Annotated in this window: 16 protein-coding genes; 4 read left to right on the top strand and 12 right to left on the bottom strand. The window is 70.1% G+C overall.

The window, feature by feature from the left end:
* Position 1: 1 nt before the first annotated feature.
* Positions 2-811, top strand: a complete 810-nt coding sequence (locus IG98_RS0135785; RefSeq protein ID WP_030922823.1) for a serine hydrolase — start codon at positions 2-4, stop codon at positions 809-811.
* Positions 812-1,007: 196 nt separating this feature from the next.
* On the opposite strand, the gene IG98_RS0135795 is transcribed toward IG98_RS0135785, so the two are convergent.
* Together IG98_RS0135795 and IG98_RS0135800 are read right to left on the bottom strand one after the other, a co-directional pair.
* Entirely contained in the window at positions 1,008-1,919 is a 912-nt protein-coding gene (locus IG98_RS0135795; RefSeq protein ID WP_030922826.1) for a LysR family transcriptional regulator, read from the bottom strand.
* A 262-nt stretch (positions 1,920-2,181) separates the two neighbouring features.
* Positions 2,182-2,520, bottom strand: a complete 339-nt coding sequence (locus tag IG98_RS0135800) for a hypothetical protein (protein ID WP_211264270.1) — start codon at positions 2,518-2,520, stop codon at positions 2,182-2,184.
* Between the two features lie 102 nt (positions 2,521-2,622).
* Here IG98_RS0135800 and IG98_RS0135805 point away from each other — a divergent pair, with 102 nt between their 5' ends.
* Entirely contained in the window at positions 2,623-3,357 is a 735-nt protein-coding gene (locus IG98_RS0135805) for a TetR/AcrR family transcriptional regulator (RefSeq protein ID WP_084195896.1), read from the top strand.
* 284 nt (positions 3,358-3,641) lie between these two features.
* Positions 3,642-3,902 (top strand): hypothetical protein, encoded by a 261-nt coding sequence (locus tag IG98_RS0135810; protein ID WP_157594714.1) that lies wholly within the window; start codon positions 3,642-3,644, stop codon positions 3,900-3,902.
* A 261-nt stretch (positions 3,903-4,163) separates the two neighbouring features.
* Here the strand turns inward: IG98_RS0135810 and IG98_RS0135820 are convergent, their stop codons facing one another.
* From IG98_RS0135820 to IG98_RS0135845, 6 genes are all read right to left on the bottom strand, one after another.
* A complete protein-coding gene (locus IG98_RS0135820; RefSeq protein WP_030922837.1) occupies positions 4,164-4,661 on the bottom strand; it encodes a hemerythrin domain-containing protein in 498 nt (165 codons plus the stop codon).
* A gap of 194 nt (positions 4,662-4,855) precedes the next feature.
* Entirely contained in the window at positions 4,856-5,515 is a 660-nt protein-coding gene (locus IG98_RS0135825) for an ABC transporter ATP-binding protein (RefSeq protein WP_051753379.1), read from the bottom strand.
* Positions 5,508-6,443, bottom strand: a complete 936-nt coding sequence (locus IG98_RS0135830) for an ABC transporter ATP-binding protein (RefSeq protein WP_037972161.1) — start codon at positions 6,441-6,443, stop codon at positions 5,508-5,510. Before IG98_RS0135830 ends, IG98_RS0135825 begins: the two co-directional genes overlap by 8 nt.
* The gene (locus IG98_RS51270; protein WP_030922846.1) at positions 6,440-7,252 is read right to left on the bottom strand and encodes an ABC transporter permease; all 813 of its coding nucleotides are present in this window, start codon (positions 7,250-7,252) and stop codon (positions 6,440-6,442) included. The genes IG98_RS0135830 and IG98_RS51270 overlap by 4 nt, the downstream gene beginning before the upstream one ends.
* Complete coding sequence (locus IG98_RS51275; RefSeq protein ID WP_245651859.1) at positions 7,253-8,233, bottom strand: ABC transporter permease; 981 nt, start codon at positions 8,231-8,233, stop codon at positions 7,253-7,255.
* A complete protein-coding gene (locus IG98_RS0135845; RefSeq protein ID WP_063766348.1) occupies positions 8,230-9,780 on the bottom strand; it encodes an ABC transporter substrate-binding protein in 1,551 nt (516 codons plus the stop codon). The genes IG98_RS51275 and IG98_RS0135845 overlap by 4 nt, the downstream gene beginning before the upstream one ends.
* A 258-nt stretch (positions 9,781-10,038) precedes the next feature.
* On the opposite strand from IG98_RS0135845, the gene IG98_RS0135850 reads away from it, so the two are divergent.
* Positions 10,039-10,494, top strand: coding sequence for a GNAT family N-acetyltransferase (locus IG98_RS0135850; RefSeq protein ID WP_030922856.1), 456 nt, complete (start codon positions 10,039-10,041; stop codon positions 10,492-10,494).
* Positions 10,495-10,753: 259 nt separating this feature from the next.
* On the opposite strand, the gene IG98_RS0135855 is transcribed toward IG98_RS0135850, so the two are convergent.
* From IG98_RS0135855 to IG98_RS0135870, 4 genes are all read right to left on the bottom strand, one after another.
* Positions 10,754-12,223, bottom strand: coding sequence for a dihydroorotase (locus IG98_RS0135855; RefSeq protein WP_030922858.1), 1,470 nt, complete (start codon positions 12,221-12,223; stop codon positions 10,754-10,756).
* Entirely contained in the window at positions 12,216-12,536 is a 321-nt protein-coding gene (locus IG98_RS0135860; RefSeq protein WP_030922861.1) for a hypothetical protein, read from the bottom strand. Before IG98_RS0135860 ends, IG98_RS0135855 begins: the two co-directional genes overlap by 8 nt.
* A complete protein-coding gene (locus IG98_RS0135865) occupies positions 12,529-13,437 on the bottom strand; it encodes a cyclase family protein (RefSeq protein WP_157594715.1) in 909 nt (302 codons plus the stop codon). Before IG98_RS0135865 ends, IG98_RS0135860 begins: the two co-directional genes overlap by 8 nt.
* 63 nt (positions 13,438-13,500) lie before the next feature.
* Complete coding sequence (locus IG98_RS0135870; RefSeq protein WP_030922867.1) at positions 13,501-14,703, bottom strand: CaiB/BaiF CoA transferase family protein; 1,203 nt, start codon at positions 14,701-14,703, stop codon at positions 13,501-13,503.
* Between the last annotated feature and the right edge of the window lie 18 nt (positions 14,704-14,721).

Below are 14,721 nucleotides of genomic sequence, written 5' to 3' on the forward strand. Positions count from 1 at the left end.
GATGACAGAGTCCGGCCTGCGGGATGAGAGCGGCGCCGCCGCGGCGACCACCAGGGTGGCCGTGTCGGTGCCGGGGCTGATCTCCATTCACGAGGACGCCGAGCTGACCCTCGCCAGCACCGGCAAGCTGCTGCTGCTCGCCGTGGTGGCCCGGGGGATCGCCGAGGGGGAACTCGATCCCGCCGAGATCGTGGAACTGCGGGACGATGACCGCTGCGGGGGCTCCGGTCTCCTCGGCGTCCTGTCCGGCCGCCGCTGGTCGATCGGGGACCTCGCCGTGCTCACCGCGTCGGTGAGCGACAACACCGCGACCAACGCGCTGCTGCGCCGGCTCGGCCTGGACCGGGTCGCCGAGGGCGCCGCCGCGCTCGGCTTCGCGCGGACGCGGATCCTCGACCGGATCCGCGAGCCGCGCCTGCCCTCGCACCCGCCGACCTTCGCCGTCGGTACGGCGGGCGAGCTCGCCCGGTTCGCGGCCGGGCTCGACGGGCAGCGGGAGTGGACCCGGCTGCTGCTGGGCTGGATGGCCTGCAACACCGACCGGAGCCTGGTTCCCGCCCTGCTGCCGAGCGAGCCGGAGGAGCGGGAGATCCCCGGCTCCGTTCCCGCAGGGACGGTCTGGGTGGCGAACAAGACCGGCACCGACGTCGGCGTGCGGGCCGATGTGGGTGTGATGATCGGCGCCGGAGGCCGGGTCGGCTACGCCGTACTGGCCAACGGGCCCGCCGGAGGCGAGCACACCCTGGTGGAGCGGGCCCGCCAGGCCGGCTTGGCCATCGGCCGCCTGGCCGGCCTGCCTCTCGACAGCTGACCCGGGACACGCCGGCCGACCATGCCGGCGTGTCCTCCCGGCACCTCGGCAGGGACGGCTCCGCCCGCGCGGGCACCAGCGGCGCCGCCGGAGGCCGCTCCGCTCGACGGCTTCGGCGACTCGCAGGGGCTCCGCCACGCCCGGCGCCGCGGGTCCGATCCCAGGTTCGGCCGGGTCGCCGAGGAGTCAGGAGAGGTCAGCGCAGGGCGTTGCGGATCTGGGCCGAGGCGTCGCGCAGATAGTCGATGAAGGAGCGCAGCGCCGGGTTGGGATTGGTCGGACGGGTGGCGGCGCCGATCCTGCGATAGAGGCGGGGCCCGTCCAACCTGCACACCTGGATGCCCGAGGCCCCCTGCGCGCCGAGGCTGGGCACCAGCGCCACCCCCAGCCCGGCCCTGACCAGTCCGAGCGTGACCTCGTAGTGGTCGCTGCGACAGCGGATCATCGGGTTGAATCCCTCCAGCGCGCTGGCACGCTCCAGCACCGAGACCGGGGTGTCGGTGCCGTACGTGGTGATCCACGGCTCGTCGGCCAGGTCGGCGAGTCGTACCCGCTGCCGCTGTCCCGCCGGATGGCCCGGCGGCACGACCAGAAGCTGCGGCTCGTCGAACAGGTGGATGACCTCGACCCCCTCCGGCGGCTTCCAGGGATCGAGCGCGTGCTCGAAGACGACCAGGATGTCCAGCGCGCCACGCTCCAGGTCGGGCAGGAGCTCGTGTGGCTGGCCGAGCACCAGGTCGAGCTCCACGGCGGGGTGGCGGGCGGTGAAGGTCGACAGCGCCAGCGGCAGCAGCCGGTATCCCGCGGAGGCGAAGAACCCGATCCGCAGTTGCCCGGCGTCGGCCCTGGCCTGCGCCAGTAGATCCTTCTCCGCCGCCTCGATGATGTCGAGCACCTCCTGCGCCCGGGTCGCGAGCCGCCGCCCGGCCGCGGTCAGCCGCAGACTCTGCGCGCCCCGCTCGACCAGGCCCATGCCGGCCTCCTCCTCCAGCTTGGAGAGCTGGTGGGACACGGCGGAGGGCGAGAGCCGCAGGGTTCGGGCGGCTCCCGCGATGCTTCCCGTCCTGAAGATCTCCAGAAGCACCCGCAGGCGTTGGCTGCTCAGCATCGTTCCAGTATCGGCACCGGCGACGCGGCCGGACGGCCGGGGTCCTCGTTGGTCAGGACGCGCGCGACAGGCGAGAACAGCGCTTCCGGATCCGGTGTCGTCCCCCTCCCCCTCTTCAGGGGCACGAATGTGCCCCTGGGAGCCCGCTGCCGCGGTACCTCCGCTGCCGCGTCGAAGAGCCGGATTCCGATGGACAGGTCGGCCCGTGCCGGCAGTCACGTTCTGCCTGTTCGGCAGCACGTGTCAACGCGCGCACGGCTTGTCAGCCATCCAGACGGACGGTGACGGTGACGTGACCCGCTTCGTCACGTCTGGAAACCGCGTGCCCGGTGCGGTCGATCCCATCCAGCTGTAGCGATATCGGACCGCCCTCGGCCAGGAAGTTGCGCCACCACACCTTGGCGTCGGGGAACTGAACGCCGATCGTGACAGTGTCGGCCGAGCGCCGGAAGGCGACGGGTGTGCTGAAGGTGCGCCCCGAGCGGCGTCCCGTGTAGGTGACGACCGTGAGGTGTCCGCTGATGAACCGACCCCATCGAGGCGAGGAGCGCAACGTCAGGACACAGGAGTTGAAACGGCCGACCGCTCGCTTCGGAAGCACTCTCCGGTATCGCACAGAACCTCCATCACGACGGGTGTCTCTTACCGGCCAGCGTAACCCGATAAGTGGAGAGACCTATCCACTTGGCCTAAAGTGAGAGACATGCGCGCTAAGACCTCTCGTATGCCGGCCGTCCCCGACGCGGCCGTGGGGTTGCGCGCCGACGCACGGCAGAACCGCGACCGCATCGTCGAGGTCGCTCGCGAACTGTTCGCCGACCGCGGACTCGACGTGCCGATGGCCGCGATCGCCCGGCATGCCCAGGTGGGGATCGCGACGCTCTACCGCCGTTTCCCCACGAAGGAGTCGCTGGTCACCGAGGTGTTCGCCGATCAGTTCGAGGCATGCGTGTCGGTCCTCGACGACGCGCTGGCCGATCCGGACCCGTGGCGCGGGTTCTGCACGGCCATCGAGAAGGTGTGCACCATGCAGGCCGTCGACCGTGGCTTCAGCGCGGCCTTCATCGCGGCGTTCCCCGACGCGGTCGACATCGAACAGGAACGCGACCGCGCCATACAGGGCTTCGCCGAGCTGACGCGACGCGCCAAGGAGACCGGGCGGCTGCGCGCCGACTTCGTGCCGGACGACCTCGCCCTACTGCTCATGGCCAACAGCGGCATCATCGCCGAATCCACCGAAGCGGCCCTGGCCGCGTCCCGACGACTCGTCGCCTACCTGCTCAGCGCCTTCCGCGCCGAACAGGCCGAGTCCCTCCCATCGCCCGCCCCGCTCAATCTGCATGACGTCCTGAACTCACCGGCCTCCACCCCTCGTCCCGCACCGCAGGCCGGCACCAGCCCCGGCGACCCGCCCCAGAGCAGATCACGGAACCGCTGACCGCTCGCTCCTCGGCACGACCGGACATTCGCCTCCGCCCCGTAGGCGTAGGCGAGGTTGTCGCGGCCGGTCGGCGTGCCGGGGTGTTCGGCGCCCGATCGATGGCGCGGGACAGCTTGGCCAGGCCAGTCAAGTAGTGCCCCACCAGCCTTCCCATCGGCTCACAAGCGTTTTCCAAGCATGACCACGCACTCTGCGACAGGACATCACGTGTTCGGGACGCGATTCTCGCGGGAGTCGCCTTTCAGATGGCACGTGTTTCTTCTACGAAGGGCAGGAAGAAAATGAGAGCTCGTCGTCTGGCCACAGCGGCGCTGATGGCCGGTGGACTTGTCTTCGGCACCATGGCCGGCCCCGCCGCAGCCGCCACCACCACCACGGCGGCCTCCGCGCAGGCCGCCCCGTCTTGGCACCTCGCGGGCTACTACCAGTACAAAAACGACTGCAACAGAACCGGTTTCACCGCCATTACCAACGGCGGCATCGTCCAGTCTTACAGGTGCGATCTCGAAGGCTCTCGCTTCGCCCTTTATCTCTACTACTGAAATAGCCTGAGAAAACGTCGGCTCGGGACGGATCTCTCCGTGAGTCCGTTCCGAGCCGACCGTCCGCGGCCGTGTTCCCCTCAGGCGTCGAGGCCGGGGTCACGGCCGGCGAAGGCGGCCTCGCCGCTCAGGTCGAGCGGTTCGCCCGCCCGGTCGTTCGCCGGACGTCGAGGCGGCCTTCGTCTGATCATGTGCTCCGGCCAGGGTGCACGTGACCACGGCAAAGGCGGTTGCCTGAACACCGCTGCGGACACGAACCGATCAGCTCTCCTCGTCGTCGGTGAGCAGGAAATCGGGCCGGAAACGATCCCAGCCCGGCACGTTCAGCGCGTTGAGCGCCGAGACGATGCGTTTCTCCTCGTAGACGAAGTGCGTCTCCATCAGCGCGGCGAGACTGTCCAGCTCGCCGCGTACCTGGACCGGATCCGTCTCCTGGTCCAGGCTGCCGACGAGCGCCTCCAGCCTCCTGAGGGAGTCCTCCACCAGCCGGTGGTCGCGACGCAGTTCGTCCAGCACCGGGCGCAGTTCGGGAAACCGCTCGGCGAGCTCGGGGAACGCGCCGTCGTCCTCACCGGTGTGGTGCCGGTGCAGGGCGGAACAGAAGGTCAGGCAGTGGGCCCGCAGTTCGCGGGGGCGCACGCCGCCGCCGAGGTAGGCCTCGACGTTCTCGCGGAGTGCGGCGAGCTCCTCGCGGAGCCAGAGATGTACTTCGATCAGTTGGTTGCCGAACGCCCTCAGGCGTCCATCGGGTGTTTCCACGGTCGTCCAGTGTTCCGGCGCCTCCATGCCCTCGGCGATCTCTTTGCCGGGTGCACCGCGACGCTGGCACAGAACCTCATCATCATCGCGATGATCAGTCAACCCGCACTCGCACCGGCCGGAGAAAGGGCGACCCACCCCGTTTCGTTCCCACAGTGAGGGGGGGCCGGTGCGATCCACGTACAAGATCGTGTTCATGATGGAGACAGATCTCCCTGTCCGGCGAGACCGACGACCTCGTCGGCCCAGCGATCCAGCAGGATCGGGTCGTGACTGATCGCCAGTACCCTCGCCCCGGTACGCTCCCGGTAGGCGTTCACCACCCCGACCAGGTGTGCCTGTGTGGAGGCGTCCAGCATGGTGGTCATCTCGTCGCAGATCAGGTAGCGGGGTTCCAAGGTCAGCGCCCTGGCCACGCAGGCCCGCTGCAACTGCCCGTCGGAGACCTCGTGCGGCCATCGGGTGAGCAGGTCGCCGGTCAGACCTGTCTCCCGGGCCAGTTCGGTGACGCGCCCCTCGTCCGGCCGGCCGTTCGCGGTCAGTGGCTCGCCGATCACTTCGGCGAGCTTGAGCCGCGGATCCACCGCGAGCCTGGGCTGCTGGTAGATCAGGGCCACCCGGATGCGCAGCTCGCGGGCCGCGCGCTGCCGCCAGCGCGTCACGATCGTGCCGTCCACGGTGAGCGTGCCCGACGCCGGACGCAGCATCAGCGCCATGACTCTGGCCAGCGTCGACTTCCCGCAGCCGCTCGGCCCGGCCAGGCCGGTCACCTTACCCGGCATGATCGTCAGGGACGTCTCGTCCAACGCGGTGTGCCTGCCGTACCTGACGGTGATTCCGGACGCCTCAAGCATGCCTGTCCTCCAGGGCGTGGTGGCAGGCCACGCCGCCGTCCATCGGTGGCGGCACCGCGCACCGCTCGGTCTCGTGGCCGCAGCGCGACCGGAACGCACATCCTCCGGGCAGCCGGGTCAGCTCGGGCGGCAGGCCGGGGACGGGGACGAACGCCCGATCAGGCTGGGCCGCCACCAGCCCCGCCGTGTACGGATGGCGGGGGCGCCCGAGCACCTCGGCCACCGGCCCCACCTCGACCAGGCGGCTGGCGTACATCACCGCGAGGTCGTCGGCGACCCGTTCGGCGGCCCGCAGGTCGTGCGTGATCAGGAGTACCGCACGTCCCTCGTCGCACAGCTCGCGCAGCGTCCCCATCGCCCGGTCCACCAGCGGCCGGTCCAGCCCGCTGGTCGGCTCGTCGGCCAGCACCAGCCACGGGTCGCCCGCCAGCGCGATCGCGTTCGCCACCCGCTGGGCCATGCCGCCCGACAGCTCGTGCGGGTAGCGGTCCAGCTCCCGCGGGCGCAGGCCGTACCGCGCCGCCAGGTCATCGGCCGTGGCGTGCGAGCCGAGCTCGCGCACGGCCTCCTGAAGTTGCGCCCGTGCCGTGCGCACGGGCGTGAGGTGGGTGGCCGGGCTCTGCGGGATGAGCCCGATCTCGCGCCCGCGCACCCGCCTGGCCAGTACGGCCTGCGAGGCGCCGAGGAGTTCCACCGGCTCCTCGCCGTGCTCCAGCCATGCCTGGCCGGAGACGGTCGCGTTGTCCGGCAGCAGGCCGAGCAGCGCGTGCGCGAGCACCGACTTGCCGCACCCGGACTCTCCCACCAGGGCCAGGCAGCTACCCGGCCGTACCTCGAAGGTCGCCTCGCTGACCGCTCGCACCGTCGCGCCCGGGATGCGGAAGCTGACGCTCAGCCCCTGGACCCGTAGCCGTCTCCTGCCGGTCACAGTTCCAGCTCCGATCTCCAGCGGGGGCTGCGGCGGTCGCGCCAGTGCTGGGCCAGCACCGACACCGCCAGCGTGGGCACCAGGATGAACAGGCCGGGCATCAGGCTCGACCACCAGTCGCCGGTGAGCAGCGAGCGCTGCCCATCGTTGATCATGTTGCCGAGTGAGGCCAGATGCGGCGGGAGTCCCAGGCCGAGGAAGCTCAGCGCGGTCTCATGCCAGATCGCGTGGGGCATCATCAGCACCGTCGCCAGCGTCAGGTGCGGGAAAAGGTGCGGTAGCAGATGGCGGCGGACCACCCGCATCCTGGTCGAGCCTCCGGAGATCGCCGCCTCCACGAACGGGCGCGAGCGCAGCGAGAGCACCTCGGAGCGCACGATCCGCGCCGCCGTGGTCCAGTGCGTCACCCCCACGGAGATCACCACGGCGGTGGCGCTCGGCGCGAACAGCGCGACGATGAAGATGCCGAACAGCAGGTGCGGCAGGGCGTTGAAACCGTCCACCACCCGCATGAGCAGGCGGTCGGGCAGTCCTCCCAGAGTGCCCGCCGCCAGGCCCATGAGCCCGCCGATCACCATGCTGACCAGCGCGGCCACCAGGCCGACGAGAAAGGAGACGCGCAGGCCGTAGATCGACCGGATCAGTACGTCCCGCCCGACCTCGTCGGTGCCGAGAGGGTGCGATAGAGAGGGCGGCTGCCCGGCCGCGCGCAGGTCCACCAGGCTCTGGTCGAGTTGCACGACGGGCGGCACCAGGAGCACGGCGAGCGCCAGCAGCACCAGGGTGCCGGCCGCGAACCTCACCGGCATTCAGCCCACCCCCAAAGTGCGCACCCGCGGATCAGCCACGGTGTAGGCGATGTCGGCGAGCAGGTTGCCGGCCAGCACCGCCGCCGTGCCCAGCAGCGTGAGCGCCGCCAGCAGCGGGAAGTCCACGGCCAGCGCCGCCTGCACCGAGGCCGCGGCGACGCCGGGCCAGGAGAAGATCGTCTCGACCAGGATCGCGCCGGTGACCAGTTCCGGCATCCGAGCGCCGAGCAGGGTGAGAAAGGGCAGCAGCGCCGACCTCAGCGCATGCCGCACGATCACGGTTCGCTCGCGCAGGCCGCGGGCGCGCGCGCCGATCACGAAGTCCTCCCGCAGCACCCCGATGACCGACTCCCGCACGTAGAGCACCAGCCACGACGACTGGGAGATCGCCAGCACCGCGACCGGCAGGACCAGGTGCGCGGCCACGTCGGCGGGGTCGATCGTGGTCGACGCCGCGTCGGTCAGGCCCCCTGCCGGCAGCCAGCCCAGCTGGACCGCGAAGACCCAGATGGCCAGCAGCCCCAGCCAGAACACCGGGGCGGCCTCGTTGGCGAACGCGCCGCCGGTGATCACCCGGTCCACCCAGGAGCCGCGCCGCCAGGCGGCGAGGGTCCCCACCACCAGGCTGCCGGCGAACATCAGTACCAGCGCCGAGCCGGTGGCCAGCAGGGTCCAGCCCAGCCGCTCGCCGATGATCTCGCTGACCGGCCGGTGCAGGGAGCGCGACTCGCCCAGCTCGCCGCTGACCAGGTTGCCGAACCAGGTGGCGTACTGCTCAAGGACCGGCCGGTCCAGGCCCCAGTTCTGCCTGATCGACTCGACCACCTCGGGAGAAGTGACCAGCGCGCGTTCGCCGAGGTACTGCCTGACCGGGTCGAAGGGGGAGGCCTGGGCCAGCGCGAACATGACGATCGTGACGGTCACCAGCAGTGGCACCGCGAAGGCCGCCCGCCAGGCGACCATCTTGAGTACCGCTCTCACGCGGCCGGCTTCCAGGTGTGGATGCCGGCGAACAGGCCTCCAGTGGCGTGCTCGTGGCCGTCCACGCCCGGCACGATCCCTTCGTACCTGCCGCGGATCACGTACACGTGTTTGAGGAAGACCAGGTACGAATAGACCTCGTCGTCCCTGACGACCTTCTGGAAGTCGGCGTAGATCCGCTCGCGTTCCGCCTGCTCGCCCGAGGCCCTGCCCTGCTCCAGCAGCCTGTCGGCTTCGGGATTGTCGTAACGGCCCGGGTTGAAGAAGCCCTGGCCCTTGAAGTCGGAGTGAAACAGCTCGTAGTTGACGTAGTCGGGGTCGTACGGGCTGCCGAACCCCATGACCGCCGCGTCCCTGTCCAGTCGCGCTTCGATCGCGTCCCAGTCCAGGCCGATCGGCTCGACCCGCAGACCGATCCTCTTGGCGTCGGAGGCGGCGGCCAGCGCGAGTTCCTTGCGCAGCGAATCGCCCGCCGGATACATCAGAGTGAACTCGGCGTCCCTGCCGTCCTTCTCCCTGATGCCGTCCTCACCCATGATCCAGCCTGCCTCGTCGAGCAGCCTCCCCGCGGCTTCGGGGTCGGTGCCACCGGTCACCTCGGGGTCGTGCCATCCGGTGTCGGGCGAGATCGGCCCGTAGGCGGGAACGCCCGCGCCGGCCAGGATCGTGTCGACCATCGCCTGCCGGTCGAGGGCCAGGCCGAACGCCCTGCGTACGGCCCGGTCGCCGGTCACCGGCTGGGTCATCGGGAACACGATCGCGCGATAGTCGGCGCTCGGCACGTCGTACACGCTCAGGTCCTGCCGGCCACGTAGGCCGGCGGCGGCCTTCGGCGGCAGCACGGTGGCGTCGAATTCGCCCGCCCGGACCCGGGTCGCGCGCACGTTGTCGTCGGGTGCGAAGGCGAGCACCAGCCGGGAGATCGCCGGAGCGCCACCCCAGTACTCCTTGTTCGCCTCCAACACGATCTTGTCCCCGGGCGTCCAGGAGACGAACCGGTAGGGGCCGCTGCCGACCGGTCTGGTCTTCTCCATCGTGCCCATCGGCACGATGCCGAGCGTGGTGCGCTGCACGAACGGCGCATAGGGATACCGAAGACCGAACACCACGGTCCGCGCGTCGGGAGCCGCCACATCCTTGATCGCCGAATAGTCGCTCCTGATCGTGGAGCCGTTGGCGGGATCGAGCAGCGCCTCGTAGGTGTACTCCACGTCCTTGCTGGTCAGCGGCTTTCCGTCATGGAACTTCAGCCCCTCTTTCAGGGTGAAGGTGACGGTCGTCCCGTTCGCGGAGACGGTGGGCGGCTCAGCGGCGAGCGCGGGCTTGATCGTCAGATCGGGTGCCCGGCTCATCAACCCGTCGAAGATCAACGAGCCCCCGTCAGGGGAGAACCCGAGCACCGGGCTCAAATTGTCGAATTCCGAGCTCAGACCGATGACGAACGTGTCATCCGGCGGGTCGGCCGCGCCCCGAGGGGCGGAGCAGGCCGCTCCGGCCAGAGCGAGGACGACGCACAGCGTGGCGGACTTCTGGAGAAGTTTTGTCACAAGAGAACTTCTATCACTTGCAACTAACTCGCAATAACATGGGATGGACTTCCCGTGGAGCTCAGGTTGCATCCGCCCGCCGCCCGACCGCGGCGGCAGGGGGCCGCGCCACATCGGCGCGATCGAGAAGGTCTCGCCGCCCGGCGGCGCAAGTGGGCCGTGCCCCAGGGCGACCGCGCCTCTCCCCGGCGCCCGCCTTCCGGTTCCGTGATGTCCGGTGGGAGGATCGATTGTTCCCACAGGAGGATGAGCACGGAATTGAAGATCGTAGTTGATGACCTCTCCGGTCCGGAGATCGCCGGATTCCTTGACGAGCACGTCCAGGAGATGCGGTCCATCACTCCGCTGGAGAGCAAGCACGCCCTCGACCTGGAGGGCCTGCGCAGGCCAGAGATCACCTTCTGGGCCGTCATGGACGGTGACATCCTGGTCGGCTGCGGCGCGATCAAGAGGCTGGACGCGGGCCACGCGGAGGTCAAGTCGATGCGCACCAGGCCGACGCGCAAGCGGAGCGGAATCGCATCCCTCCTCCTGGAGCACATCGTCACCGAGGCCAGACGGATGGGATTCACCAGGCTGAGCCTCGAGACCGGGGCGGCCGAGTTCTTCCTGCCGGCCAGGAAGCTGTACGAGAAGTTCGGATTCGAGTACTGCGAGCCGTTCGCGGACTACAAACCCGACCCGAACAGCGCGTTCATGACGAGAGCGCTCTGAGGACCTGTCCAGCCGATCCTTTCCGGATCGCTGACTTCCCGCGAACGCCTCACCGCCGTCGTGCCCTCCAGAACCCGCACCCGCGGGACCACGCCGGCCTTTCTTCTCGTCTGCCGTTTCCGATGTGCTCCCGGTCGTGAGAGGCCATCGGATCGATCGTTTGATCCCCCCGTACGGCCTTCGAACCGGCATGGTGGCAAATGGAAGCGACCGGGCCCCGCTCGGAGAGCGGGGCCCGGTCGCTTCCTGGCGGAACCGGTCAGGCGATGCCGGTGGGGCGGTGGATGTAGCGGCCCACCGGGTCACCGACGATCTTGCCGGCGTCGAGGACCCGGTTGCCGCGGACGAAGGTGTCGGTGACCCGGGCGGTCAGCTCGAAGCCCTCGAACGGGGTGTACTCCTGGGTCGACTCCGAGTCCGCGGCCCGGACGGTCCAGGTCTGGCCCGGGTCGACAAGGCACAGGTCGGCGTCCAGGCCGACCGCGATGGCGCCCTTGGTGCGCAGGCCGTAACGGGTCGCCGGGTTCTGCGAGGTGAGCGCCGCGATCCGCCCGTAGGACAGGCCGCGGCGACGGCCCTCGGTGATCATCCCCGGGAGCAGGTACTCGGCTCCGCCGAAGCCGGACTTGGCGACGAAGATGTCGTCACGCGGTTCGCCGAACTTCGTCTCGTCCCGGCAGCAGGCATGGTCGCTGACCACCCAGTCGACGGTGCCGTCCAGCACGTACTCCCACAGCGCCTCGACGTCCTCGCGGGGCCGCAGCGGCGGGTTGACCTTGCCGCCGAGGCCGTGCGCGGTGGTGATGTCGGCCAGCAGGTGGCCGACGGTCACCTCGCGCCGGAAGTTGATGTGCGGGAACGCGCCGGCCATCCTGACCGCGGCGTCCACCGCCTTCCGAGACGACAGGTGCAGCAGGTTGATGGTGGGCAGGCCGGTCTCGTGGGCCAGATAGGAGGCGATGGAGACCGCCAGGCCCTCGGAGTGCGGCGGCCGGGAGGCGTGGTAGGCGGCCAGGCCGCTCAGGTCTCCGGCGTCCTCCACCATCTTGGTGTACGCGCTCATGATCTCGGCGGTCTCGCAGTGCAACGACAGCGAGATCTCGTCGGCGAGGTCGGGGAAGCGCTCCCTGGCCGCCTGCACGCCGCGCATCACGAACTCGAAGTGCGCGTAGTCGTAGCGCTCCCCTGGCGGGATCATCAGGAAGGAGTTCTGGTCGGCGGAGCGACCGTGCAGGCCGTGGCTGCCGTAGAACATGAAGACCTTGAACGAGGTGACGCCGAAGCGCTCGATCAGGTCGGGGATCTCCCCGATGTGACCGCGCGACATCGGCGCGAGGTGGAAGCCGTAGTCGATGTAGGCGCGGTCGGCGGCGGCGTCGAGCACCTCGGGGAAGAAGTCGGCGTACTCGCCGCCCTTGTTGAGGTAGTACTGGCCGGTCCGCATGTAGGTCAGCGCGGTGGTGACACCGCCCTGGGCGCTCGCCCTGCTCTCGGAGACGGTGTCCTCGCCCAGCGGGTTGTAGATGCCCCAGTGCTGGTGGGCGTCCACCACGCCGGGGAAGGCGAGCTTGCCGGCGCCGTCGACGACCTCGCGGGCCGCCGAGGCGTCCAGGCCGGGTTCCACCCTGGCGATCCGCCCGTCCTTGATGGCGATGTCCGCCTCGACGGGCTCGTCGCGGTCGTGCGAGACCACGCGGACATTCTTCACCAGCAGGTCATACTCAGTCACGGCCGTCTCCTGTCGCGTGCTGCGGCTCCGCCACCAGGCGGAGCAGGTCTCCGATGTTGTCCAGCTCGTCGAGCCGTGCCACCCGGTCGGTCACGGCGTCCATGGCGGCGGCCGGCGGCCGCCCCTCGGCGTTGTCGCCGAATTTCGCCGCCGGCTCGCCCACCGAGAACGGCCGCTGGGAGCTGCCCCTGTTGGTGGACGCCTCCTGGCTCCGCTCCCGGCCGTCGGCGTCGCGGGCGCGCGGCACCGCGGGGAACCGGACGCTGTCGACGGCGAAGCCGGCCGGTTGGCGGCCGGGCGTCGGTTCAGCCACGGCGACCGCCCCGTCCTTCGGCCTCGGAGCCCCGCAGCGGCGGGCGTCCGACCAAAGCGAGGGGCCGCACCGGGGAGCCGGTGGCGCCGAAGAGCGCCAGCGGCGACAGCACGAAGGTGAACTCGTGCACGCCGTGCAGGGCCGGCTCCTCCAGGTTCATCGTCTCGATGAGGTAGATGCCGGACTCCACCAGCAGCACCCGGTGCGCGGGCAGCACGCTGTGTCCCTGTCCCGGGGGCAGGCACTCGAAGGCGATGGTGTCGGCCCCGGCGGCGCGCACCCCGCGCTCGGCCAGCCAGTACGCCCCAGCCTCCCCCACCCCCGGGACGCCGGACTCGGAACCGATGTAGACCGTGCGGTCGGGATCGGAGAAGCGACCGCCCCACCCGCTGCGGATCAGCACGACGTCACCGGCCTCGACCTCGGCGCCCTGTTCCCGTACGGCCCGGTCCAGGTCGGCCGGGGTGATCTCGTAGCCCGGCTCGCAGGAGACCACTCCGAGCGCGGCGGGCAGGTCGAGCAGCACGCCCCTGCACACCATCGGCGCGACCGTGTGGACGCCGTGCTCGGGGTAGCGGCCCCCGACACAGGCCGCCGCCGCGTCCGCGCCGCCGTGCAGCCTGCCGTCGTGGGACACATGGGCCAGCGCGTCGATGTGCGTGCCCACGTGGGTGCCCATGACGAGCATGTCGTTGGCCGCCGACCCACCGTCGGGGCGCACCTTGTCTCCGTGGCGGCGCGGGAGCGTGTGGGTGTACGCGGGATGGTTGGGCGACTGTGGCATGCCCGCGTAGAACGGGCGACCCAGGTCGTACACGGTCACGCCGCCGCGTACCGCCTCCAGCAGGGGGTCGCGTACCGTCTCTCCCGGCAAGGTGGCCAGGGTGGTGGATGTGCTCACGTCGTCTCGTCTCTCCCGATGTCCGCCTGTCCCCCGATCGACGCGTCACCGCGCCGTCGCGGATCAGGCGATGATCTTTCGTTCTCGTAGGTCACTCAGGGTGGCGGGGTCGCAGCCCAGTTCCTTGACGAGCACATGGTCCGTGTCGGCTCCCAGGTCACGGCCGGTGAATCGGATCCGGCCCGGTGTCCGCGACATCCGCCACATCACGTTGTGCATCAGCAGCGGACCGAGGTCGGCGTCGTCGACCGAGGTGAGCATCTCGGTCTCGCGGACATGGGGATCCTCCACGAGGTCACGGGCACTGTAGACGGGGGCGATCGCGGCGCCCGCCGCGGTGAACTCCGCGACGACCTCCTCCCTGGTGCGCTCGGCGACCCAGTCGCCGAGCAGCCTGTCCAGTAGTTCCACGTGCTGGACCCGGCCCGCGCCGGTGGCGAACCAGGGCTCGTCGATCACCTCGGGGTGCCCGACCAGGCGCATCACCCGTTCGGCGATCGTCTGGGCACTGGTCGAGACCGCCACCCAGTGGCCGTCGGAGGTGAGGTAGGTGTTGCGCGGCGCGTTGTTGGTGGAACGGTTGCCGTGCCGGTGCGCGATGGTCCCGAGCTGCTGGTAGACGGTCGGCGAGGGGCCGACGGCCGTCATGATGGGCTCCAGCAGGCTCATGTCGACGACCTGACCGCGCTTTTCCGGGTCACGCTCGCGCTCCCACAGCGCCATCATCGTCGCCGACGAGGCCGCGATGCCGCAGATGCTGTCGGCCAGCCCGAAGGCGGGCAGCGTGGGCGGTCCCTCGGCCTCCCCGGTCAGGTGGGCGAAGCCGCTCATCGCCTCGGCGAGCGTGCCGAACCCGGCCCGTCCCGCGTACGGCCCCGACTGCCCGAAGCCGGTGATCCTGACGATGACCAGCCCGGGATTGACCTCGTGCAGCTTCTCGGGGCCGAGCCCCCAGCGCTCCAGGGTGCCCGGCCGGAAGTTCTCGATGAGCACGTCGGTGCGTTCCATCAGCCGCAGGAAGAGCGAGGCCCCCTCGGGCGCGGACAGGCTGAGCCCGATCGTCTGCTTGTTCCGGGAGATCTCCTTCCACCACAGCGAGACGCCGTCCTTGGACTCGCCGTGGCCGCGCATGCCGTCGCCCGCCGTCGGATGCTCGATCTTCACCACGTCGGCACCGAAGTCGCCGAGGATCTGAGCGCAGAGCGGCCCCGCCAGAATCGTCGAGGCGTCGACGACTCGCAGACCTTCCAGTGGTCCGTCGCGCATGCTCACTCCCAGTTCAGA

Origin of the sequence: Streptosporangium amethystogenes (assembly GCF_000721075.1) — a bacterium.
GTDB lineage: Bacteria > Actinomycetota > Actinomycetes > Streptosporangiales > Streptosporangiaceae > Streptosporangium > Streptosporangium amethystogenes.